Origin of the sequence: Micromonospora sp. NBC_01405 (assembly GCF_045040155.1) — a bacterium.
GTDB lineage: Bacteria > Actinomycetota > Actinomycetes > Mycobacteriales > Micromonosporaceae > Micromonospora.
Map to the genome: position 1 here is coordinate 1281143 of NZ_CP109532.1, position 23238 is coordinate 1304380.

15 protein-coding genes are annotated in these 23238 nt (G+C 73.8%); 4 read left to right on the forward strand and 11 right to left on the reverse strand.

Going from position 1 to position 23238, the window contains the following annotated elements; genetic code table 11:
* Window positions 1-243 precede the first annotated feature (243 nt).
* The 4 genes from OG559_RS04890 to OG559_RS04905 form a co-directional block, all read right to left on the reverse strand.
* Window positions 244-2697, reverse strand: coding sequence for a glycoside hydrolase family 2 protein (locus OG559_RS04890; protein ID WP_405112884.1), 2454 nt, complete (start codon window positions 2695-2697; stop codon window positions 244-246).
* Window positions 2694-3605 (reverse strand): carbohydrate ABC transporter permease, encoded by a 912-nt coding sequence (locus OG559_RS04895; RefSeq protein WP_405112886.1) that lies wholly within the window; start codon window positions 3603-3605, stop codon window positions 2694-2696. Before OG559_RS04895 ends, OG559_RS04890 begins: the two co-directional genes overlap by 4 nt.
* On the reverse strand, window positions 3602-4618 hold the full coding sequence (locus tag OG559_RS04900) for a carbohydrate ABC transporter permease (protein ID WP_405112888.1): 1017 nt from the start codon (window positions 4616-4618) through the stop codon (window positions 3602-3604). Before OG559_RS04900 ends, OG559_RS04895 begins: the two co-directional genes overlap by 4 nt.
* Before the next feature lie 88 nt (window positions 4619-4706).
* Window positions 4707-5990, reverse strand: a complete 1284-nt coding sequence (locus OG559_RS04905; protein WP_405112890.1) for an extracellular solute-binding protein — start codon at window positions 5988-5990, stop codon at window positions 4707-4709.
* Between the two features lie 377 nt (window positions 5991-6367).
* Between OG559_RS04905 and OG559_RS04910 the strand changes: the two genes are divergently transcribed.
* Window positions 6368-7387 (forward strand): LacI family DNA-binding transcriptional regulator, encoded by a 1020-nt coding sequence (locus tag OG559_RS04910; RefSeq protein WP_405112892.1) that lies wholly within the window; start codon window positions 6368-6370, stop codon window positions 7385-7387.
* A 39-nt stretch (window positions 7388-7426) separates the two neighbouring features.
* On the opposite strand, the gene OG559_RS04915 is transcribed toward OG559_RS04910, so the two are convergent.
* Entirely contained in the window at window positions 7427-10054 is a 2628-nt protein-coding gene (locus tag OG559_RS04915; protein WP_405112894.1) for a putative bifunctional diguanylate cyclase/phosphodiesterase, read from the reverse strand.
* A gap of 260 nt (window positions 10055-10314) precedes the next feature.
* Between OG559_RS04915 and OG559_RS04920 the strand changes: the two genes are divergently transcribed.
* Entirely contained in the window at window positions 10315-10692 is a 378-nt protein-coding gene (locus tag OG559_RS04920; RefSeq protein ID WP_405112896.1) for a PH domain-containing protein, read from the forward strand.
* Between the two features lie 101 nt (window positions 10693-10793).
* On the opposite strand, the gene OG559_RS04925 is transcribed toward OG559_RS04920, so the two are convergent.
* Window positions 10794-11720 carry a 2-hydroxyacid dehydrogenase gene (locus OG559_RS04925; protein ID WP_405112898.1) on the reverse strand — a complete coding sequence of 309 codons (927 nt, stop codon included), beginning with the start codon at window positions 11718-11720 and terminating at the stop codon, window positions 10794-10796.
* A 185-nt stretch (window positions 11721-11905) separates the two neighbouring features.
* Between OG559_RS04925 and OG559_RS04930 the strand changes: the two genes are divergently transcribed.
* Window positions 11906-13081 (forward strand): PQQ-dependent sugar dehydrogenase, encoded by a 1176-nt coding sequence (locus tag OG559_RS04930; protein ID WP_405112900.1) that lies wholly within the window; start codon window positions 11906-11908, stop codon window positions 13079-13081.
* 99 nt (window positions 13082-13180) lie between these two features.
* Entirely contained in the window at window positions 13181-14764 is a 1584-nt protein-coding gene (locus OG559_RS04935) for a metallophosphoesterase (protein ID WP_405112902.1), read from the forward strand.
* 30 nt (window positions 14765-14794) lie between these two features.
* Here OG559_RS04935 and OG559_RS04940 read toward each other — a convergent pair whose 3' ends face one another.
* From OG559_RS04940 to OG559_RS04960, 5 genes are all read right to left on the reverse strand, one after another.
* On the reverse strand, window positions 14795-17152 hold the full coding sequence (locus tag OG559_RS04940; RefSeq protein ID WP_405112904.1) for a transketolase-like TK C-terminal-containing protein: 2358 nt from the start codon (window positions 17150-17152) through the stop codon (window positions 14795-14797).
* Between the two features lie 118 nt (window positions 17153-17270).
* On the reverse strand, window positions 17271-18770 hold the full coding sequence (gene gatB, locus OG559_RS04945) for an Asp-tRNA(Asn)/Glu-tRNA(Gln) amidotransferase subunit GatB (RefSeq protein ID WP_405112906.1): 1500 nt from the start codon (window positions 18768-18770) through the stop codon (window positions 17271-17273).
* Between the two features lie 13 nt (window positions 18771-18783).
* Window positions 18784-20259, reverse strand: a complete 1476-nt coding sequence (gene gatA, locus OG559_RS04950; RefSeq protein WP_387016687.1) for an Asp-tRNA(Asn)/Glu-tRNA(Gln) amidotransferase subunit GatA — start codon at window positions 20257-20259, stop codon at window positions 18784-18786.
* Window positions 20256-20561: an Asp-tRNA(Asn)/Glu-tRNA(Gln) amidotransferase subunit GatC gene (gene gatC, locus OG559_RS04955; protein WP_007075103.1), complete on the reverse strand. Its 306-nt coding sequence runs from the start codon at window positions 20559-20561 to the stop codon at window positions 20256-20258. The genes gatA and gatC overlap by 4 nt, the downstream gene beginning before the upstream one ends.
* Window positions 20562-20720: 159 nt before the next feature.
* A complete protein-coding gene (locus OG559_RS04960) occupies window positions 20721-23225 on the reverse strand; it encodes an EAL domain-containing protein (protein WP_405112909.1) in 2505 nt (834 codons plus the stop codon).
* Window positions 23226-23238: the final 13 nt, after the last annotated feature.

Here is a 23238-nt window from a genome sequence, read left to right on the forward strand (position 1 = left end):
TCTACTGGCCTCGTCCCGCCGCCATGACGGTCACTCCCACCTATTCAGCTGTTTTGGGATCCGGTGGACGGTACCGGCCGACGAAGGCCCGCAAAGTCAGAGATCCGACAGGCTTCTCATCGCTCACCACGAGGCCGAGCGGTATCGAGACGCATGGTTCCGGTGCCCCGCCCGGACGGCTGGTCCTGAGTGGAGGAATGGGCGCGGACGAGAGCGCATGCGACGCGCAGTCACCTACTGCGCTCAGTTGACTGTGCGCAGGACCGGCCGGGTGGTGAGGGCGGCGGTGTCCAGGTCGCGTGGGGTGCGCACGGTGAACGTCGTCGACTCGCCCGGCAGGAGAGTGACCAGGGCGTCGTCCACCTCGGCGGCCGGGTCGAGCCGGTCCGGGAACAGGGTCAGGTCGCGCAGGATCGTCCGCGCGGTGACATGGACCCGTACGCCGTCGTTGACCGGCTCCACCCTGGCGGCGTAGGACGCCGCCGGCCAGGGGATGTCGCGGTCCTCGGCGAAGAACCAGAACGCCCGCCCGGCGCTCTCCCCCGCCTCGGCGACCAGCAGCTCCCGCCGGGCCTCCTCGGGCCGCGCCAGGTCCGCCGGCAGCTCCAGCTCCACCTTCCCGTACGCGGGCACGTCGAGGTCGTACGTCGCCTTCGCCCTCGGCTCGCCGGCCAGGGTGAGTCGGGTGACCGTGGCAGCGGCTCGCCACGGCCGGCCGGTCTCGTTGACCGCCACCAGCGCCAGCCCGCCGTCGCGGGGCTGGACGGTGAGCAGCCGGTCGGCGTACGCCCGGCGCAGCGCGTACCACAGGGGTTTGCGGCGGCCGTCGCCGTCGATCGCCGACCAGGAGGTCACCGGCCAGCAGTCGTTGAGCTGCCAGACGATGGTGCCCATACAGACCGGCCGGTGCGAGCGGAAGTGCTCCACCCCGAGCTGGATGGCCCGGGCCTGGTTGAGCTGCGTGAAGTAGTGCCACTCGTCGAAGTCGGCCGGGGGCGGCAGGTGGGCATCCAGGCCGCGTTGGAGCTTGGCGTCGCCGTCGGCGGCCTTCTGGTGGTGGGCCATGCCGGGCGAGTCGTGGGCGAGGGGGTCGTCGGAGAGCGCCCGGCGCAGGGTCGCGTACGCCGGGGGCGCCTGGTAGCCGAACTCGGCAACGAACCGGGGGACGTACTCCCGGTATTTGGTGTAGTCGTCGGTGTTCCACACGTCCCAGATGTGGGTGGTGCCGTGCGCCGGGTCGTTCGGGTGGACCTCGTCGCCGCCCGACCCGTCCGGGCTGCCCGACCAGGGGCTGCCCGGCCAGTACGGGCGGGTCGGGTCCAGCTCGGCGACGATCCGGGGCAGCAGGTCCAGGTAGTAGCCCCGGCCCCAGGTGCGGCCCGCGAGGGGCTCCTGCCAGTCCCAGTCGTGCCAGCCCCAGATGTTCTCGTTGTTGCCGGTCCACAGCACCAGCGACGGGTGGGCGGTCAGCCGGGTGACCTGCTCGCGCGCCTCGGCCTCGACCTCGGAGCGGAACGGCTCCTCCTCCGGGTACGCCGCGCAGGCGAACAGGAAGTCCTGCTGGACGAGCAGCCCCCGCTCGTCGGCCAGCTCGTAGAAGTCCTCCGACTCGTACCGGCCGCCGCCCCAGACGCGCAGCAGGTTGATGTTCGCACCGGCGGCCTGGTCGAAGCGCTCGGCCAGCCGCTGCCGGGTGACCCGGTTGGGGAAGGCGTCGTCGGGGATCCAGTTGACGCCGCGCACGAACACCGGCACGTCGTTGACGTGCAGGGCGAACGCGGAGCCGTGCTCGTCCGGGGCGGTGTCCAGGCGGACCGTGCGGAAGCCGATCCGGCGGGACCAGGCGTCCAGCTTCCGCCCGTCGGCGGCGTGCAGGGTCACCGCGAGGGGGTGCAGCGGCTGCTCCCCGTACCCCCGGGGCCACCACAGCGCGGGGTCGCGGACCTCCACGGTCAGCGCGGCCGTGCGCTGTCCGGCCGCCACGACGGCCTCGGCGGCGACGCCGGCCACCTCGGCGCGGACGGTGACCGGCTCCTCGGCGGCGCGCTCGACCTCGACGCGCAGCTCGACCCGGCCGACGCCGTCGGCGACGGTGACCAGCGGGCGGACCGTCGCCAGTCGGGCCGTGGACCAGGCGTCCAGGGCGATGTCCTGCCAGATGCCGGCGGTGACCACCGTCGGTCCCCAGTCCCAGCCGAAGTTGCAGGCCGTCTTGCGGATGAAGTTGAAGGGCTCCGGGTACGCGTTGGGCCGGTCGCCGAGCCGGTCCCGGTGCGCCTCCGCGTACCGGTACGGCGAGTCGAAGCGGACGGTCAGCGTGTTGGCTCCCGGCCGCAGCACGGACGTGACGTCGAAGCGGTGGCCGCGGTGCATGTTCTCGGTGCGGCCGACCTCGGCCCCGTTGAGGGTGACGGTGGCGACCGTGTCGAGGCCGGCGCAGGCCAGGTCGACCCGGTCGGCGTCGCCCGGTGGCGGGTCGAAGGTGGTCTCGTACACCCAGTCGGTGCGCCCGATCCAGGCCAGCGCCGTCTCGTTGTCGTCCAGGTACGGGTCGGGGATGAGTCCGGCGGCGAGCAGATCGGTGTGCACGCAGCCGGGCACGGTCGCCGGGACCGCCCGGTCGATGATCTCCGGCGGCGCCTGCGGACCGGAAACGGCCCGCAGCACCCACCCCTCGGACAACGAATGCCGGGTCACGACTTCACCGCACCTTCCATGATTCCGCGAACGATCTGGCGGCCACCGACGAACAGCATGATCAGTAGGGGCACGGTGGCGACGAACGCCCCCGCGAGCACCCGCCGGTAGATCACGTAGTTGCCGCTGGCCAGGTCGGAGATGGCCACCATCGAGGTGGGGAAGTCGGTGCCGCTGAGCGTGATCAGCGGCCACTGGAAGTCGTTCCAGGTGCCGACGAAGGTGAGCAGGCCGAGCACGGCCAGCGCCGGGCGGATCGCCGGCAGCACGATGTTCCAGTAGACGCGCATCGTGGTCGCGCCGTCCATCCGGGCCGACTCGACCAGCTCGTCGGGCACGGTGTTGAGGATGAACTGCCGCATGTAGAACACCCCGAACGCGGTGACCAGGCCGGGGGCGATGACCGCGAGCAGGGTGCCGTTCCAGCCGAGCTTGCCCATCACGATGTAGAGCGCGACGATGCCGAGCTGGTTGGGCACGGTGAGGGTGAGCACCACGAAGAGCATCAGCCACCTGCTGCCCTTGAACCGCAGCTTCGCGAAGGCGAACCCGGCCAGCGAGCAGAAGAACAGCACCGAGGCGGTGACCGCGGTGGAGACGACGGCGCTGTTGACCAGGCCGGCGGCGAAGTAGACGTCCTGAAGGGAGAAGACCTCGTCCAGGTTCGTCATGAACTGGTCGCCCGGGACCACCGCCGGCGGGATCTTCGCGAGCGCCTCGTCGTTGCTGGTGGCGATGACGAACATCCAGTACAGCGGGAACGCGGAGAGCAGGATCGTCGTCGCCAGCAGCAGGTACGTCCAGACGCCGGCCGCGGTGTCCTGCGGGGCCCGGCCCAGCAGCCGCGCCCGGTTGCGCCCGCGCGGCCCGGCGTCGGCCGCCCGGGGCACGGTGTCGACGGCGCTCATTGGCGGCCTCCGGACAGACGGTTCGTCAGCAGGGTGTTGATGCCGGCGACGACGAGGATGATCAGGAACAGGGCCCAGGACATCGCGGCGGCGTACCCGAGGTCGAGGTCCTTCCAGCCGACCTTGTAGATGAGCTGGGCGATGGTCTGCCACTCGCCGTTCGGGCCGCCGGTGGCCGCCTGCGCGTTCAGGTCGAACAGCATCGGCTCGGTGAAGAGCTGGAGCCCGCCGATGGTGGACAGCACCACGGTGAAGACGACGACCGGCTGGATCATCGGCACGGTGATCCGCCAGAGCTGCCGCCACGGGCCGGCGCCGTCGATGGCGGACGCCTCGTAGACGTCGCGCGGGATGGACTGCATCGCGGCCAGGTAGAGCAGCGCGTTGTAGCCGATCCACTTCCAGTTGACCATGGTGGCGATGGCGATCCAGGAGTGGAGCTTGTCGGCCCGCCAGTCGGCCGGGGCGTCGCCGCCCAGGCCCACGAGGCCGAGCAGCCAGTTGGCCATGCCGAAGTCGCGGGAGAAGAAGACGCTGAACACCATGGTCGAGGCGACCAGCGGGGTGACGTACGGCAGCAGGATGCCGACCCGCCACCAGGTCTGCGCGCGCAGCTTGCGGTTCAGCAGCGAGGCGACCACCAGGGCGAGCAGGAGCTGCGGTATCGAGGAGAGCAGGAAGATGCCGAAGGTGTTGTAGAGCGCGTTCCAGAAGTCCTCGTCGCCGAGCAGCCTCGCGAAGTTGTCGAAGCCCGCCCAGGGCGGCAGGGTCGGGTCGTCGAGCTGGTAGTTCCGCAGCGAGACGACCCCGTTGAAGATCAGCGGGAAGAGCCCGAAGACTCCGAAGATCAGGAAGAACGGGGCGATCAGCAGGTACGGCATGTAGCGCATGTCGAAGCGGTACAGCCGGTTGCGCCAGCTGAGCCGCCGCTCGTCGGCCCCGGGGCCGTCGACGCCACGCTTGCGCGGGGTACGACGGCCCGGCGGGGCGGGCGCGGCACGGGTGGAGGGCATGGGACGCTCCTGGGCCGAGGTGGACTGTCTCCGGGGTGGGACGCCGGTGACCGGTGGCGGGGCGGCCCCGCCACCGGTCACCGGATCGTCAGGACCTGCCGGCCTTCTCGGCCTCCTTGACCGCCTCCGCCCAGGCGGCGTCCGGCTTGAGGGTCTTGTTCTCCACCCGCTTGATGACGTTCTCCACCGCGACGCGGGTCGGGCCGTTCTTCTTGCCCAGGTACTGCGGGGTGAGGCCCTGCGCCATCTTCGGGAAGATCTGCCCGACCGGCGCGTCGTTGAAGAACGGGTTCTTGAACTCGGCGATGGCCGGGTCGGAGTACAGGGCCGGCTGCGACGGCAGGTTGCCGACCTTCTTGAAGACCTCGATCTGCTGCTCCGGCTGGACCAGCCACTCCAGCAGCTTGTACGCCTCGTCGGCGTGCTTGCTCTGCTTGGGGACGGTCAGGAACGACCCGCCCCAGTTGCCACCGCCGCCGGGCACCGCCGCGATGTCCCACTTGCCCTTGGTGCCGGGGGCGGTGTCCTTGATGTGGCCCAGCATCCACGCCGGGCAGGCGAGGACGGCGAAGGCGCCGCTGGTGAAGCCCTTGTCCCAGTCGGCCTGGAAGCTGGTCAGGTTGGCCGAGATGTCGGCCTGGAGGGCCTTGACCGTGTAGCCGAAGGCGACCTTCGGGCCGCCCTCCATCTGGAGCTGCTCCTGCTCGCTGTAGAAGCCGGCCTGCTGCTGGCCGAGGACCGGGTTGAACAGGTTGGTCCCGGCGTCGAGGAACTTCTTGTCGGTCTTGGCGGTGTACTGCTGGCCGACCTCGATGAACCGGTCCCAGGTGGGCCAGAGCGCGGAGACCTGGTCCCGCTCGGTGGGCAGGCCGGCGGCGGAGAACAGGTCGGTGCGGTAGCACATGGCCAGGCCGCCGACGTCGGTGCCGAGGCCGATCTGGGTCTTGCCGTCGGCGGACAGCGACTGCTTCCACTTCCACGGCAGGTACTTGCTCTCGTACTGCCCGGCGCCCTTGTCCAGCAGGTTGACGAACTTGTCGGACTGGCTGCGGAACTGGACCATGAAGCCCTCGTCGATGGCGGCGATGTCCGCCGCGCCCGAGGGGGCGACCAGCTTCTTCTGCAGGTCCTCGTGCTGCGCGTTGTACTCGCCCGAGTTGAGCTGGATCTTGACGTTCGGGTGTGCGGCCTCGTACTTGGTCTTCAGGTCCTGGAGCCCGAAGTCGCCCCAGAAGTTGATTTTCAGGGTGACCGCGCCGCCGCCCGCCTCGTCGCCGCCGCTGGTGCTCTTGCCGCTGCACGCGGCCACCACGGCCAGGCTGACCGCGCCCACGGCGACCGCGCGGGCCCAGTGGGTCCAGGACCGTCTCATGTCATCCTCCGAGCAAGATGGAACGCTCCCGACATCGAGAGACGTCGACTGAACCGGATAAGTGAAGCCACCGTACGATCCCGTCTCCGCGGTGTCAACGAACGGTTAAGCCCGGGGCCGTTCCGTAACTTCCGACCGCATGGGAGCGCGACCACTCGTGGTTGACCGCTCCGCAGCATCCCGATCGGCGAAAGCGTCACCCGCGCCCGGCCGACGACCCGTATGCTTAACCGGGCAAGTAATCCGTTCGGTCGCGCGGCGAGGCGGCTCCGGCCCGGGCACCCGCCGGGCCGGTTGCAGTAGCGTGAGGGCCGCCGGTCACCCCGGCGCCGTGACACCCGCCCGGGGCGGGCCCAGCAAGTGGAGGAGACACGCCGGTGAAGCGGCCGACCATCGCCGACGTCGCGCGGCGGGCCGGGGTGTCCAAGGGCGCGGTCTCGTACGCGATGAACGGACAGCCCGGCGTCTCCGAGGCGACCCGGCAGCGCATCCTGGCCATCGCCGCCGAGATCGGGTTCAGCCCGAGCAGCGCCGCGCGGGCGCTCTCCGGCGCCACCGCCAAGGCGGTCGGCCTGGCCCTGTGCCGCCCGGCCCGGATCCTCGGCATCGAGCCGTTCTTCATGGAGCTGATCAGCGGCGTCGAGGCCGAACTGTCGGCCCGGTCGTACGCGCTGACCCTCCAGGTGGTCGCCGACCAGGATGCGGAGATCGCGGTCTACCGGCGCTGGTGGGCCGAGCGCCGGGTGGACGGGGTCTTCGTCTGTGACCTGCGCACCGACGACCGGCGGGTGCCGGCGCTGGAGGAGCTGCAACTGCCGGCCGTGGTGATCGGCGGCCCCGGGCACACCGGCTCGCTGGCCAGCGTCTGGTCCGACGAGGCCGCGGCGCTGGCCGAGACGGTGGAGTACCTGGTAGCCCTGGGCCACCGACGGATCGCCCGGGTCGGCGGCCTGCCCGCACTGCTGCACACCGAGATCCGCAGCGACGCGTTCACCGAGGTGTGCGGGCGGCTCGGTCTCGACGAGTCGGTCACCGTCTGGTCGGACTACACCGGCGAGGAGGGGGCTCGGGCCACTCGGCGGCTGCTCAGCTCGCCGAACCGCCCCACCGCCGTCATCTACGACAACGACGTGATGGCGATAGCGGGGCTGTCCGTGGCCCAGGAGATGGGCCTTCAGGTCCCCGGCGACCTGTCGATCGTCGCCTGGGACGACTCCCCGCTGTGCCAGCTCGTGCACCCGCCGCTGACCGCCCTCGGCCGGGACATCCCCGCGTACGGCGCGCACGCCGCCCGGCAACTGCTCCGGGTGATCGCCGGCGAGCCGACCGGCGAGCTCCAGGACGAGACCGCCCACCTCACGCCCCGGGGCAGCACCGCGCCGCCCCGGGTCAGGTGAACCGGTTCAGCACTGCGCGCCTCACCGGCCCGGACGCCCTCACCGGGACGCGGACGGGAACTCCTCGAAGTACGCCTCCACCCGCTCGGCCGTCGCCGGGCGGGCCAGCGCGAAGCCCTGCCCGTAGCGGCAGCCGGCCCGGCCGGCGGCGTCCGCCTGGGCCGGCGTCTCCAACTGCGCGGCGATGATCTCCAGGCCGAGCCGGTCGCCGAGGCTGACCACCACGTCGACCAGCTGGTGCTGCCCGCCATCGGCCCCGTCGACCCCGTGCGGGGCCAGCTTGAGCAGGTCGATGGGGAGCCGGCGGAGCTGGGCCAGCGAGGCGTGCGCGGCCCGGAAGTCGTCCAGCGCGGTGCGCACTCCGAGCGAACGCAGCCCGGCGAGCCGGGCCACCATCGTCGACGGCTCCGCGCCGACGCGCGGCTCGGCCACCTCGATCACCAGCCGCTCCGGCGGCAGCCCGTGGGTGGCCAGCACCGCCGCGGTGCGCTGGAGGAAGTCCGGCGCGGCCAACTCCCGAGGGGTGACGTTCACCGACATCCAGAGCTGCCAACCCCCCGCCGACCAGTCGGCCAGTTGACGGCAGGCCCGGTCCAGCACCCAGCGGCCCACCTCGCCGACGAGGTCCAGGTCCTCGGCGACCGGCAGCAGCTCGGCCGGGAGCACGGTGCCCAGCACCGGGCTGCGCCAGCGCAGCAGCGCCTCGGTGCCCACCGGCAGCCGGTCGGCCAGCCCGAGCACCGGCTGGTAGACCAGGTCCAGCTCGCCCCGGGCCACCGCGCCGGGCAACTCCCGCTCCAGATCGAGCCGGCGGACGAGCTGCTCCTCCAGGTACGCGTCGTACCACTCGATCCGGTCCCGGCCGAGCTGGGCGGCCCGCCGGCGGGCCAGGTCCGCCTGGCGCAGCACGTCGTCGGCGGTTGCGCCGGGGATCTCGGCCAGGCCGATGCTGGCCTGCAACCGGACCTCGGCGCCCGCCACCCGGTACGGCTCGCCGAGCGCCTCCAGCAGCCGGGTGCCCAGTGCGTACGCCAGCACCGGGCCGGCGGTGGTGACCACGCCGAACTCGTCGCCGACCAGCCGGGCCACCAGGTCGTCCGGGCCGACCGCCGCGCGCAGCCGGCGGGCCACCTCCACCACGACCACGTCGCCGACCGCGTGGCCGCGACCGTCGTTGACCGCGCCCAGGCCGTGCAGGTCCACCACCAGCAGCGCCCCCGCCCCGTCCCGCCGGGCGGCCAGCTCGCGCAGCAGCTCGCGCCGGTTGGCCAGCCCGGTGAGCTGGTCGGTCGCGGCGAGCTGGCGCACCGCGCGCTCCAGCCGGCGACGCTCGCCGACGTCACGCAAGTGCAGCACCAGCGCGTGCACCTCGGGCACCCCGCGCTGGTCGCTGATCGTGGACTCGGTCTCCCGCCACACCCCGTGCCCGTCGCGCAGCCGGGCGGCCAGCAGCGCCGGCCGGACGCCGGCGCGCACCCCGTCGAGCAGCAGCGCGGCGCGCGGGACGTCGGCGGGGTGCAGCAGGTCGGCGAAGGGCCGGCCGAGCACGTCGGCATCGGTCAGCCCGAACAGCCGGGTCGCGGCCGGGGACTGCCAGCGCACCCGCAGCGCGTCGTCCAGCAGCAGGATCAGGTCGTCGCCGCCCGAGACCAGGGCCCGGAAGTGCGCCTCCTGGGCGGCGAGGCGGGTGGCGTACCGGCGGTTGTCGGTGGCGGTCATCAGCTCCCGGACCACCAGCGGCGGGGTCACCGCCAGCCCGAGCAGGATCGCCCCCGGCGTGAAGTCGCCGTGCGCGTAGAGGTGCCCGACGGCGGCCAGGGCGGCGATCGCGGCCGGCGCGCTGACCCGGGGCCAGACGGGCGTCGGGCCACCCGGGCGGCGCGGGTCTCCGGCGGCCACCCGGCGGACCCCGTCGGCGGTGAGCAGCGCCCCGACCACCAGCGGCCCGACGGTGGTGAGCAGGGCCCGGTCCATGGCGTCGTAGGCGAGCAGCACGATCAGCGCGAGCAGGCCGAACTGGGCCGCCCCGGCGCCGAGCAGGCAGATCGCCGCGCCCGGCCGGCGCCGCCAGTCGGCCAGCGCCGCGACGCCGATCGCCGCGAGGCCGAACCCGCCGGCCACCACCGCGACCCGGGCTGCCGGCGGGGTCTCCCCCGGCGGCAGCAGCACCCAGGCGGCGAAGATCAGACTCAGGCCCAGGCTGACGATGTCGACCACGCGGCGAACCCGGGCCCGGTTCGGCAGCCGGCTGCGGCCGGGCAGCAGGAGCAGCCCGCTGGTGTGCAGCAGGGCGGCGATCCCGAGACCGGTCGCGCCGACGGCGACCCGCAGGCCGGTGCCGACCAGGGGAAGCACCGCGACGGTCAGCCCGACCGTGGCCACCGCCGCGTCGAGCAGCCCGGCGGCCGAGCGGCAGCGGGTGGCGCGGCGGCCGGCCCGGTCGGGGCCGCCGCCGGGCGGCCCGGCGTACCGGACGGGCACGGCCAGCAGGGACAGCCGGACGCCGGCCAGGACGCTACCGGCGGCACCGGCGAGCGCCACCGCGGCCAGCGGCGGGATCACGCCGGCCAGGCCGGCGAGGGCGAGCAGCGCCGCCGTCGCCAGCACCAGCAGGTCGGCGGGACGCGGGAGGCTGCGGGAGGTGCCGGAGGGATACGCGACGGGCACGGCGATCGCCTTCGTGAGGGGGCACGGGCGGTGCGGTACGACGGTGCGGGGTTGCGGTCGGCGGCGTCGCCCGGCGTGGCGGTCCGGGACGACGTGGCGCGGCTGGTTCGCCGGCCCAACATGGTGAAACGATCCACCGTCACCGCAGGAAACGGCTATCAGGCCATGAACATGAGTGATTCAAGTCACTTACATGGCACCGGTCACCCGCGCCCCCGCCCGCCCGGGGGCCGGCCCCGCCCAGGTGGGATCATCTGGGGGTGAGTCGCGCCGAGACCGTCCGCTTCCGCCCCAACCAGGCGATCCTGGTCGCGGCGGTGATCGCCTTCATCGGGGCGCTGCCGCTGGCCGCCGCCGGGTGGTACTTCCTGCCGGTGCTGCTCGTCCCCCTCGCCGTCGGCGTCTGGGCCTGGCGCTCGGGCACCGAGGCGGACGCCCGGGAGCTGCGCCTGCGGGCGCTGACCGGGCAGCGCCGGATCGACTGGGAACGGATCGTCGAGCTGACCGCCGACGCCCGGGGCCGGGCCGTCGCCCGGCTCGACGACGGCGAGTGGCTGGTCCTGCCCGCGGTACGCGGCACCGAACTGCCCCGGCTCGTCGCCGTCACCGGCCAGACCCTGCCCGGCCGCAGAATCTGACCCACCTGACCCGGCCCGGCTCGGCCGTCTGACCCTGCCGGCCCGGCCCGGCCTGGCTGACCGGCGGGCCGGACACATCGGCGGGTCGGCCGGCGGACGGGTCAGTAGCCGTCCGAGACCGTGTTGATCAGCGCCTGGCCGGCGACGAACCGCCGCACCTGCTCCCCCACCAGCCGGTACGCCCGGGGCAACAGCCCGCGCACCGAGCCGGCGACGTGCGGGGTGAGCAGCACGTTGGGCAGCCCCCACAGCGGGTGGTCGGCGGGCAGCGGCTCGGGGTCGGTGACGTCCAGCGCGGCCCGTAGCCGGCCGGAAGCCAGCTCGGCGACCAGCGCGTCCGTCCGGGCCACCGGGCCGCGCGCGGCGTTGACCAGCAGCGCGCCGTCGGGCATCGCGGCGAGGAACTCCTCGTCGACCATGCCCCGGGTCGCCTCGGTGAGCGGCACCAGCAGCACCACCACGTCGGCCTCTGGCAGCAGCGCCGGCAGCTCGTCGACCCCGTGCACCCCCTCGGCGGGGCGGGCCGTCCGGGCGACCAGGGTGAAGGTCACCTCGAACGGCGCCAGTCGGGCGCGCACCGCCGCCCCGATCGAGCCCGCGCCGACGATCAGCACCCGCTTGCCGGCCAGCTCGTCGGTCGGGCAGACCCGGTCGTACGCCCACTCGCGGCGGGACTGGGCGACGGCGAAGGCGGGGAAGCCGCGCAGCTGGGAGAGGACCGCGGTGGCCACCCACTCGGCGGTGCCGGAGTCGTGCACCCCGCGCGCGTCGCAGAGCGTCACCCCGGCCGGGACCCGGCCGACCCAGGCGTCGGCCCCGGCGGAGAGGAGCTGCACCACCCGCAGGTCGGGCAGCTCGCCGAGCAGGGCGGTGGCGTCCCCGCCGGAGAGGAACGGGGGCACCCAGAACCGCACGTCGGCAACGTCGGACGGGAGGCGGGACGGCGACTCGACCACCTCGACGGTCACCCCGGGCGGCACGTCGCCGAGCAGGCCGCGACCGGCCGGGTGCGGAATCCATACCTTCACGCCCGACGACGATAGTCGCCCGGCGGCGCCGGTCCCCCGTTGGTGCGGGCCGAACCACCCGGTGGCGGGGCCCGGGCGGCGGTGACCGGCCGCCCGCCCCGGTGGCTGGGCCGGGGCTCCCTCCGGGGCGTCCCCACCCGCGCGGCCCCCACCCAGGACCCGTCCGGGCGGCTAGGCTGGGCCGGGTGAGCCTCCGTCGCCCGTACCCCCGGAAGTCCTCTGTGCGCGCGGTGGCTGCGGCGTCGTGCGCGGCGCTGCTGCTGGCCACCGCCGGATGCAGCTTCGGCGAGCCGGACCCCGACCCGGCCGGCGAGCCGCCGAACCTGCCGACCCCCTCCGCCTCCGCCCCCGGCGGCGGCAGCGGCCAGCAGATGGTCGCCACCGTGCTGGCCAAGGGCCTGCGGGTGCCGTGGGGGATCGCGTTCCTGCCCGACGGCGGCGCGCTGGTGACCGAGCGGGACAGCGGCCGGATCCTCAAGGTCGGGCCCGGGTCCGGGCGGGACGGGCTGACCGTCACCGCCGTGCAGACCGTGCCCGACGTCGCGGCCGGCGGGGAGGGCGGCCTGCTCGGCATCGCCGTGTCCCCCCGCTACGCGACGGACCGGACGGTCTTCGTCTACCACACCGCCGAGCAGGACAACCGGATCGTCAAGCTGGAACTGGGCGGCCGGCCGACGCCGGTCCTGACCGGTATCCCCCGGTCCGGGACCCACAACGGCGGCGGGCTCGCCTTCGGCCCGGACGGCTACCTGTACGCCAGCACCGGCGACGCCGGCAACCGGGAGTCCGCGCAGAACCAGAAGAGCCTCGGCGGCAAGATCCTGCGGATCGCCCCGGACGGCAAGCCGGCCCCGGGCAACCCGTACCCGGGGTCCCCGGTCTGGTCACTGGGGCACCGCAACGTGCAGGGGCTCGCCTGGGACGCCGGCAAGCGGATGTACGCGGTCGAGTTCGGCCAGAACACCTGGGACGAGATCAACCAGATCACCAAGGGCGGCAACTACGGCTGGCCCCTGGTCGAGGGGAAGGCCGGCGACAAGCGGTACACCGACCCGCTGGTGCAGTGGAAGACCTCCGACGCGTCCTGCTCGGGCCTGGCGGCGACCGACCGGCTGCTGGTCACCTCCTGCCTGCGCGGGGAGCGGATCTGGCTCGCCGAGCTGACCGACACCGGCACCATGCTCGGCCAGCCCCGGGAGCTGCTCACCCGAAAATACGGTCGACTGCGGGCGACGGTCGCCGCGCCCGACGGGTCGATCTGGGTCACCACCTCCAACCACGACGGGCGGGGCCAGCCGGCCCCCGAGGACGACCGCATCCTGCGGCTGGTCTTCCCCGACGGCGGCGCGGGGCGTGGCTAGCCGCGACGCGCAGCGGCCGTAACACCCGGCCCGCGCGGCGCGGCGCGGCGGAATCCCCGGTTTGCCAAGATCCTTCACTGGGCAGGTCAGAATCTCAGCATGGACGGCCAGGAGAACGAACAGCGAAACACCGGGGACGCCGACACCCCGGCGACCGGTCGTGGCCGACGCTGGGCCCTCCCGCGCCGACGCGGGGACGTCTCGTCCGGCCGGGGCCGGGCCCTGGCCCGCCGGGTGGGCGTGGCGCTCGCCGTCGTGGCGATCGCCCTGGCCGGGGTGGTGATCGGCACCTTCGCCGGCGGACGGGTGCAGACCGACATCGGTCCGTTCCGGGCCGAGTTGACCCTCGCGCCCGCGCTCACCGGCAGCACCACCGTCGACATCCCGCCGCTGGGTGCCCTGCAACTGAACAGCCACGACGGGCCGACCCATCTGACCGTCGGGCTGGGGGCACTGGACCAGCGACGCACCGAGGCGCTGATCGACGACCCGGCGAGCATCAGCCGGGCCAGCCAGTCCGCCGTCACCGACGTCCGCACCGGGGTGATGCGCCTCGGCCTGCGTACCGCCGGCGCGACGCTGCTGGTCACCCTGCTGCTGGCCGCCCTGGTCTTCCGGGACACCCGGCGCACCGCCTGGGCCGGAGGGCTCGCCCTGGCGGTCACCGCCGGCAGCCTCGGCCTGGCCGCGTCCACCCTCCGCCCGCAGGCCATCGAGGAGCCCCGGTACGAAGGGTTGCTGGTCAACGCCCCGGCGATCGTCGGTGACGCCCGGAAGATCGCCAACGACTACACCAAGTACGCCGAGCAGCTCCAACGCCTCGTCGGCAACGTCAGCCAGCTCTACACCACCGTGTCGGCGCTGCCGGTGTACGAGCCGGCGCCCGGCACCACCCGGATCCTGCACGTCTCCGACATGCACCTCAACCCGACCGGCTGGCAGCTCATCCGCACCGTGGTCGAGCAGTTCGGCATCGACGTGGTGATCGACACCGGCGACCTCACCGACTGGGGCAGCGAGCCGGAGGCGTCCTACGTCGGGTCGATCGGGCTGCTCAAGAAGCCGTACGTGTACATCCGGGGCAACCACGACTCGGGGAAGACAGCGGCGGCGGTGGCGCAGCAGCCGAACGCGATCGTGCTGAACAATTCGACCACCACCGTCGCCGGGCTGACCATCGCCGGCATCGGCGACCCCCGGTTCACCCCGGACAAGGAGACCTCGCCCGCCGGCAGCGGCCTGACCAAACAGGTCGCCGACCAGGTGATCGGGGCCGGCGACCAGCTCGCCACCACCGTCCGCAACTCGCCCAAGCCGGTGAACATCGCCCTGGTGCACGACCCGGCGTCCGCCGGGCCGCTGTCGGGCACCTGCCCGCTGGTCCTCGCCGGCCACACCCACGCCCGGCAGGTCTCCAAGCTGCCGCAGGTGCCCGGCCAGATGCCCACCCAGCTCATGGTGGAGGGGTCCACCGGCGGGGCCGGGCTGCGCGGCCTGGAGGGCGAGCAGCCCACCCCGCTGTCGATGACGGTGCTCTACCTCGACAAGGACAAGCTGCTCCAGGCGTACGACGACATCACCGTCGGCGGGACCGGCCAGTCGCAGGTCAGCCTGGAACGGCACGTGGTGCGGAACCCGAAGGCCGGCGCCGAGGTCCCCGTCACCCCCACCCCGACCCGCTGAGCGCGGCGGGCCGGGGACGGCGGGGACGGGTCAGCGCAGGGCCAGGGCGGCCAGGGCGGCGTTGACGATGCTGCCCGGCAGCAGGTCGTGCAGCTCGTACAGCTCGCGGACGCTGCCGGACTGGCCGAACTCGTCCACGCCCAGCGGCACGGCGTGCGCGCCGAGGGCCGAACCGAGCCAGGCCATCGCGTGCGAGGCGGCGTCGTGCACGGTCACCACCGGCACCCGGTCGACGAACGCCGACCGCAGCGCCCCGGGCACGCTCGGCACGGTGGCCGTCCGCACGCCCTGGCGCAGGGTGCGCTGCCAGGCCCGGTAGAGCCGGTCCAGGCTGGTCACGTCGACCACGTGCGCGGCCACACCCTCCTCGGCCAGCTCGGCGGCGGCGGCCAGCACCTCGGGCAGCACCGCGCCGGACGCGGCGAGCTGCACCACCGGGGCGTCGGCCAGGTGCGGGTACGCCTCGTGCGCGTCCACCAGCCGGTACGCCCCGGCGACCGCCTGCCGGCGCAGCACCGCGTCGCCGATCCGGGCCCGGGCCGCCTCGAACGGGGCCTGGTCGATCGGGCGGGTGCTGAGCCGGAAGTAGTACGCCCCGTCCTCGGCCGGCGCGGCGGTGGTGGCCGGCACGCCACCGGCGGCGATCTGCCCGAGCGCGTCGCAGAGCAGCCAGTCGAGGGTGGCCGCGTACGCCGGCTCGACGAAGGTCACCCCGGGCAGCTCCAGCCCGACCGAGGCGGTGATCGTCGACTGGTGGGCGCCGCCCTCAGGGGCGAGGGTGATGCCCGACGGGGTGCCGGCGACCACGAACCGGGAGCCGGAGTACGTGCCGTACAGGAACGCGTCCAGCCCGCGCAGCACGAACGGGTCGTAGACCGTGCCGACCGGCAGCAGCGGCTGCCCGGACAGGTCCCAGGACAGGCCGAGCTGGCCGAGCAGCAGGAACAGGTTCATCTCCGAGATGCCCAGCTCGATGTGCTGGCCCGACGGGCTCTCCGTCCAGCGCAGCATCCGGTCCTCCGTCCAGGACCGCTGCGCGGTCGGGGCGAACACCCCGGTCTTGTTGATGAACCCGGCCAGGTTGGTGGAGGTGGCCACGTCCGGGGCGGTGGTGACCAGGTACGGGGCGATGTGCTCGTCCCGGGCCAACTCCACCAGCACCCGGCCGAAGACCTCCTGGGTGGAGACGGGCTTGTTGGCGCGTACCCGGGTGGTCTCCGGGACGGTGACCGGCAGGGCCCGCTCGCGGGGCGCGCGGGACAGCGCCTCGCGGCGTTCGCCGGCCCGGATGCCGGCCGGGGTCGCCGGGTCGAGGCGGTCCCACTCGGTCTCGACGGTCAGGCCCTGCGCGGCGCGCAGGACGTCTACCTGCCCGGTGGACAGCAGCGCGGAGTGGTTGCGCGGGTTGCCGGCGATCGGCAGCCCCCATCCCTTCACCGTGTACGCGAAGACCACGCTGGGCCGGTCGGTGACCGCGTCGCACTGGGCGTACGCGTCGAGCATCGCCGCGAGGTCGTGCCCGCCCAGGTCGGTGACCAGCGGGCCCAGCTCGTCGTCGGCGATGTCGGCGATGAGCTCGGCGATCCCGGCGGGCGCCCCGTCGAGGAACTGCGCGCGCAACGCCGGGCCGGCCAGCCCGAACAGCGACTGGTACTGCTCGTTGGGCATCGCGTCGATCCAGTCACGCAGCGCCTCCCCGCCCGGCCGGGCGTACGCCTGGGCGAGCCGGCGGCCGTACTTGACCTCGACGACGTGCCAGCCGGCGGCCTCGAACTGGCCGCGCCACTGGTTGATCCGCACCCCGGGGACGACCCGGTCCAACGACTGGCGGTTGAAGTCGACCAGCCACATCACGTTGCCCAGCCCGGTGGTGGCGGGGTCGGCGACGGCCTCCCAGATGTTGCCCTCGTCCAGCTCGGCGTCCCCGATCAGCGCGACGAACCGGGAGTGCGGGCGCTCGCCGAAGTGGGCGTCGACGTACCGGCGGGTGACGGCGGCGAACAGCGGCGCGGCGGCGCCGAGGCCGACCGAGCCGGTGGAGAAGTCGACGCCGTCCGGGTCCTTGGTGCGCGACGGGTACGACTGGAGGCCGCCCCGGGCCCGCAGCCTCGGCAGGTACGACCGGTCCAGGTTGCCCAGCAGGTACTGGACGGCGTGGAAGACCGGAGAGGCGTGCGGCTTGACCGCGACCCGGTCCTCGGCGTCGAGGTGGGCGAACCACAGCGCGGTCATCGCGGTGACCAGGGAGGCGCTGGACGCCTGGTGGCCGCCGACCTTCACCCCGTCGCCGGTGTTCCGGTCGTGGTTGGCGGCGTCGACGATCCGGGTGGCGAGCCAGAGCACCCGCCGCTGGATCTCGTCGAGGACATCGAGGTCGTGCTGGTTCACGGTGGCTCCATCCGGGCGTCGCCGTTGACGCCCTCACGAGGGGGTGCGGGGGCCGCGTACTCGAAAGAGGCGGGAAGGCCGCCGCCGGGTCCCGGCGGCGGCCTTCCCGGGTTGGGCCTCAGCCCTGGGCGCCGAGGCGCTCCAGGATCAGCTCGCGGACGGTCTTGGCGTCGGCCTGGCCCCGGGTGGTCTTCATGACCGCGCCGACCAGCGCGCCGGCCGCCGCGACCTTGCCGCTGCGGATCTTCTCGGCGATGCCCGGGTTCGCGGCGATCGCCTCGTCCACGGCGGCGGTGAGCGCGCCGGTGTCGGAGACGACCTCCAGGCCCCGGTTGGCCATGATCTGGGTGGGCGAGCCCTCACCGGCCACCACGCCCTCCAGGACGGTCCGGGCCAGCTTGTCGTTGAGCTTGCCGGCGTCGACCAGGCCCTGAAGCTCGGCGACCTGGGTCGGGGTGGCCCCGATGTCGGCCAGCTCCACGCCGGCCTCGTTGGCCCGGCGGGACAGCTCGCCCAGCCACCACTTGCGGGCGGCGGCGGGGGTGGCCCCGGCGGCGATGGTGGCCTCGATCAGCTCGACCGCGCCGGCGTTGAGCACCGACTGCATGTCGGCGTCCGACAGGCCCCACTGCTCCTGGAGCCGGCGGCGGTGCAGCCGGGGCAGCTCCGGCAGGGCGGCCTTCAGCTCGGCCACCCACGCGGTGTCCGGGGCGAGCGGCACCAGGTCCGGCTCCGGGAAGTACCGGTAGTCGGTGGCGGTCTCCTTGGACCGGCCCGGCCGGGTGCCCCCGGTGTCCTCCTGGAAGTGCCGGGTCTCCTGGGTGATCCGGCCGCCCGCGTCGAGCACCGACGCCTGGCGCAGCATCTCCGAGCGGACCGCCCGCTCCACCGAACGCAGCGAGTTGACGTTCTTCGTCTCGGTGCGGGTGCCCCACTCCGCGCCCGGGAGGTTGAGGGAGGTGTTCACGTCGCAGCGCAGCGAGCCCTCCTCCATCCGCACGTCGGAGACCCCCAGGGAGCGGATCACGTCGCGCAGCTCGGCGACGTACGCGCGGGCCACCTCGGGGGCGAGCGCCCCGATTCCCGGGACCGGCTTGGTGACGATCTCCACCAGCGGGATGCCGGCCCGGTTGTAGTCGACCAGCGACTCGGTCGCGCCATGGATGCGGCCGGTGGCGCCGCCGACGTGCAGCGACTTGCCGGTGTCCTCCTCCAGGTGCACCCGCTCGATGCCGATCCGGACCAGCTCGCCGTCGACCTCCACGTCCAGGTACCCGTCGACGCAGAGCGGCTCGTCGTACTGGCTGATCTGGAAGTCCTTCGGCATGTCCGGGTAGAAGTAGTTCTTCCGCGCGAACCGGCACCACTGCGCGATCGAGCAGTTCAGCGCCAGGCCGATCCGGATCGTCGCCTCGATGGCCGCCTTGTTCGCCACCGGCAGCGAGCCGGGCAGACCGAGGCAGACCGGGCAGACCCGGGTGTTCGGCTCGCCGCCGAAGTCGGTGGGGCAGCCGCAGAACATCTTGGTGTTCGTGCCCAGCTCGACGTGGGTCTCCAGGCCGATCACCGGTTCGTAGCGCGCAACGACGTCGTCGTACGCGGGCAAGGTGGTCGTCATCGGTGCTCCTGCCTCACAATGCCGGTGGGGTGAACGTGCCGACCGCGGACTCCAGCGCGGCGGCGACCCGGTACATCCGGTCGTCGGCCATCGTCGGTGCCATCACCTGAAGACCGACCGGCAGCCCCTCGGAGAGGCCGCACGGCACCGAGATGCCCGGCCCGCCGTACAGGTTCGTCGGAATGGTGAACAGGTCCGCCAGGTACATCTGGTACGGGTCGGCGGTGCGCGCGCCGATCGGGAACGCCACGAACGGCGTGGTCGGCGAGATCAGCGCGTCGACCTGCTCGAACGCGGCGGTGAAGTCCCGGGTGATCAGGGTGCGGACCTTCTGCGCCTGCCCGTAGTAGGCGTCGTAGTAGCCCGAGGAGAGGGCGTACGTGCCGAGCATGATCCGGCGCTTGACCTCGGGCCCGAAGCCGGCCTCCCGGGTCAGCGACATGACCTCCTCCAGCGACCGGTTGCCGTCGTCGCCGACCCGCAGGCCGAACCGGACGCCGTCGAACCGGGCCAGGTTGGAGGAGCACTCGCTGGGGGCGATCAGGTAGTACGCCGGCAGCGCGTACTTGAAGTGGGGGCAGGACACCTCCACGATCTCGGCGCCCAGCTTGGCCAGCGCGTCGACCGACTCGCGGAACGCCGCCATCACGCCCGGCTCGGCGCCCTCGCCGGTGAACTCCGTGACCACGCCCAGCTTCACGCCGGTCAGGTCGCCGGTCGCGCCGAGCCGCGCGGCGGCCACCACGTCGGGCACCGGCTGCGGGATGGAGGTGGAGTCGCGCGGGTCGTGGCCGCCGATCACCGAGTGCAGCAGCGCCGCGTCCAGCACCGTACGCGCGCACGGGCCCGGGGTGTCCAGCGAGGAGGAGAACGCCACCAGGCCGTACCGGGAGGTGCCGCCGTAGGTGGGCTTCGCCCCGACGGTGCCGGTTACCGCGCCCGGCTGGCGGATCGAGCCGCCGGTGTCCGAGCCGATCGCCAGTGGCGCCTCGTACGCCGCGATGGCGGCGGCGCTGCCGCCACCGGAGCCGCCCGGGATGCGGTCGAGGTCCCACGGGTTGTGGCTCGGCCCGTACGCCGAGTACTCCGTGGAGGAGCCCATGGCGAACTCGTCCATGTTCGTCTTGCCGAGCATCACCGTGCCGGCCGCCCGCAGCCGCTGCACGATCGTCGCGTCGTACGGCGGGCGCCAGCCCTCGAGGATCTTCGACCCGACGGTGGTCGGCACGCCCTTGGTGGTGAGCACGTCCTTCACGGCCACCGGGACGCCGGCCAGCGGGCCCAACTCCTCCCCGGCCGCCCGGCGCTCGTCGACCGCGCGGGCAGCGGCGAGCGCGCCTTCGGTGTCGACGTGCAGGAAGGCGTGCACCCGGCCCTCGACGGCGGCGATCCGGTCCAGGTGGGCCCGGGTCACCTCGACGGCCGAGGTCTCCCCGCCGGCGACGAGACCAGCGATCTCGACGGCGGTCAGCTTGGTCAAATCAGTCACGACGCCACATCCTCGTCCAGGATCCGCGGGACGCGGAACCGCTGTTCCTCCGCGTCGGGCGCGCCCGACAGGGCCTCCGCCGGGGTCAGGCCCGGCACCACCACGTCCTCGCGCAGCACGTTCGTCAGCGGTACGGAGTGGGAGGTCGGCGGGATGTCCGCCGCGGCGACCTCGCCGACCTGGGCGACCGCCTGGAGGATCGTGTCGAGCTGGCCGGCGAAGGTGTCCAGCTCCTCCTCCGTGACGGCGAGCCGCGACAGTCGCGCCAGGTGCGCGACCTCCTCGCGGGAGATGGCGGCCATCAGTGCCCCCTTCGTGGCTGTCGTGCTGGTTTCTGGCGGTGGCCCGCCGCGCGTCGGGATGACGATGACGTGCGGTGACCGGAGCGAGTCTATTGTCCAGCACCGGCCCGGCGTCCCCGACTCCCCCTCCGGCCCCGCGGCGCCCAGGACGCCGTCGGGTCAGCGGGCGCGCGGGGGCCGGCTCTCCGCCTCCCGCGCGGCCGGCCGCAGCGGCCGGTACCGGGCGAGCCACGCGGCCAACTCCTCGGCCGGCATCGGCCGGGCGTAGAACCAGCCCTGCGCCACGTCGCAGCCGGCGGCGTGCAGCAGCCGCCAGGTCCGCTCGTCCTCCACCCCCTCCGCGACGACCCGCAGCCCGAGCGCCCCGGCCAGCTCGATCATCGACCGGACGATCGCGGCGTCGTCCGCGTCGTCGGCCATCCCGAGCACGAACGACCGGTCCACCTTCACCTCGGACAGCGGCAACCGGCGCAGGTGCTGCATCGACGAGTACCCGGTGCCGAAGTCGTCCAGCGCGATGGCCACCCCGATGGCGTGCAGCCGGGAGATGGTGGCCAGCACCCGGCGCGGATCGGCCATCAGCGCGCCCTCGGTGATCTCCAGCTGCAGCCGCTCCGGCCGGACGCCGAAGCGGGCCAGCCGGTCGGCGATCTGGTCGGCGATCTCGCCGGTGTGCAGGTCCCGGACGCTGACGTTGAGCGCCGCCCGCAGGCTGATGCCGGCCGCCGACCACTTCGCCAACTGTTCCACCACGTCGTCGACCACCCGGCGGGTGAGCAGCCGCATCACCGCGCTCTGCTCGGCGACCCGGATCAGCTCCTCCGGGTCGACCATTCCCCGGCGCGGATGCCGCCAGCGCAGCAGCGCCTCCACGCCCACCACCTCGCCGGTGGCGATGGCGACCTGCGGCTGGTAGTACATGGTGATCTCGCCGGGGTTGCCCGGCTCGTCGGGCCCCGGCCGCCGGCCGGTCGGCTCCGCGTACGCGGCCCCGGCCCCCGGGCCGGTCCCGGGATCCGCCTCCGTCGCCCCGCCGCCACCCGGTTCGGCCGGCTGCTCCGGCCCGGTGTCGGCCGGCTGCTCGGGCCCGGTGTCGGCTGGCTGCTCCGGCCCGGTGTCGGTGGCGGCGGCCCGCCGGCGGATGGGGTCGGCGGCGGTGACGATCCGCTGGATCAGCTCGTCGGGGTGGGCCGGCCCCGAGCGCTCCCGGTGCCGGCGGGCGCCCCAGCGGGCCGACCCGCCGGTCGAGCGCCCCGCGCCACCGCGGCCGGCGACCGCCGGGGCGAGGGCGGCGGACAGGGCGGCGCCGTCCCCGCCGCGCACCCCGGCCGCCCCCCGACCGTCGTCCCGCCCCGCCGGCCCCGCTTCGAGTACGCGCCGCAGGTCGGCCAGCAGACCCAGCCGCTCGGCGGAGTTGTGGTCGGACTCGGCGGCGTACACGGCGACGGTGTCGCTGCGCTGCTTGGCGTCGTACATCGCCACGTCGGCGTGGCGCATCAGGGTGGCGAAGTCCTCCCCGTGCTCGGGGTAGAGCGCGATGCCGATGGAGCCGCCGACGTCCAGCGGCAGCCCGTCCAGCTCCACCGGCTCGGCGAGAGCGCCCACCAGCCGCTCGGCGGTCTCCCGGGCGGCGTCCACGCCGGTCAGGCCGGTGCTGACGATGGCGAACTCGTCCCCGCCGAGGCGGGCGAGCAGGTCCCGCTCCCCCACCGCGCCGGCCAGCCGGGCACTCACCTCGACCAGCAGCCGGTCGCCCACGGCGTGACCGAGCGCGTCGTTGACGTTCTTGAACCGGTCCAGGTCGATCAGCAGCAGCGCCAGGTGGGCGTCCGGCTCGCCCCGGGCGGCGCGCTCGGCGTGCAGGTGGACCTGCTCGGCCACCTCCGCGAGCAGCGCCTTGCGGTTGGGCAGGCCGGTGAGCGGGTCGAGCGCGCCCAGCTGCTCCTGCTCGGCGGCGAGGTGGGCCATTCGGTACACCGCGAACAGCGGCACCAGCACCAGCGGAATCAGCGCGGCGCTGGCCCGGGCTGCGGTCACCAGCACCGGGGCGAGCAGCAGCAACGAACCGGTGGAGATCAGCTCGTACCCCAGGCCCGACCGGAACCCGGGCCACCAGCGGCCACCGAAACGCCACCGGATGGCGGTGCTGACCAGACCGTAGTTGACCACGAACCAGGCCGCCGCCGCCCCGCCGACGGCCAGCACGTCGCTCCAGCCCAGGTGCCCGCCCTCGAAGATCCCGCCCGGCCCCAGGCCCGTGACCGCCGCAGCGGCGGCCAGCGCGCAGGCGTACTGGGCTGCGTTGAAGCCGGACCGCCAGGCGGAGTGGCCCATCCGCCAACCGGAGACGACCACCGCGATCGTCTGCACCGCCACGGCCGGACCGAGCCCCCAGCCGAGCAGGATGGCGAAGGTGAAGCAGGTGGACGGGAATACCGCCGAGGACTGCCGGCGCCCCGGGGGCACGAACGGCCGCGCGTCGCAGACCACGGCGAGGGCCGCCATCGTCCAGAACGCCACCGGCAGCCCGGCGAGCCGGCCCGGCAGCTCGATCAGCGGCCCGGCCGAGACCAGCAGCGCCAGCACCGCGACGGCGGCGACGAAGCCGTAGAAGGGCGCAACCCGTCCCGGCGGGACGGAGTTTCGCGGATCTGCGGTCTCCATCGCACCTCCCGGG

What these genes read in the sequence shown, in the direction of transcription:
- OG559_RS04895 (WP_405112886.1), bottom strand. Translation starts at nt 3,605, where the DNA reads ATGAGCGCCGTCGACACCGTGCCCCGGGCGGCCGACGCCGGGCCGCGC.
- OG559_RS04900 (WP_405112888.1), bottom strand. Translation starts at nt 4,618, where the DNA reads ATGCCCTCCACCCGTGCCGCGCCCGCCCCGCCGGGCCGTCGTACCCCG.
- OG559_RS04905 (WP_405112890.1), bottom strand. Translation starts at nt 5,990, where the DNA reads ATGAGACGGTCCTGGACCCACTGGGCCCGCGCGGTCGCCGTGGGCGCG.
- OG559_RS04935 (WP_405112902.1), top strand. Translation starts at nt 13,181, where the DNA reads ATGGACGGCCAGGAGAACGAACAGCGAAACACCGGGGACGCCGACACC.
- gatB (WP_405112906.1), bottom strand. Translation starts at nt 18,770, where the DNA reads ATGACGACCACCTTGCCCGCGTACGACGACGTCGTTGCGCGCTACGAA.
- gatC (WP_007075103.1), bottom strand. Translation starts at nt 20,561, where the DNA reads ATGGCCGCCATCTCCCGCGAGGAGGTCGCGCACCTGGCGCGACTGTCG.
- OG559_RS04960 (WP_405112909.1), bottom strand. Translation starts at nt 23,225, where the DNA reads ATGGAGACCGCAGATCCGCGAAACTCCGTCCCGCCGGGACGGGTTGCG.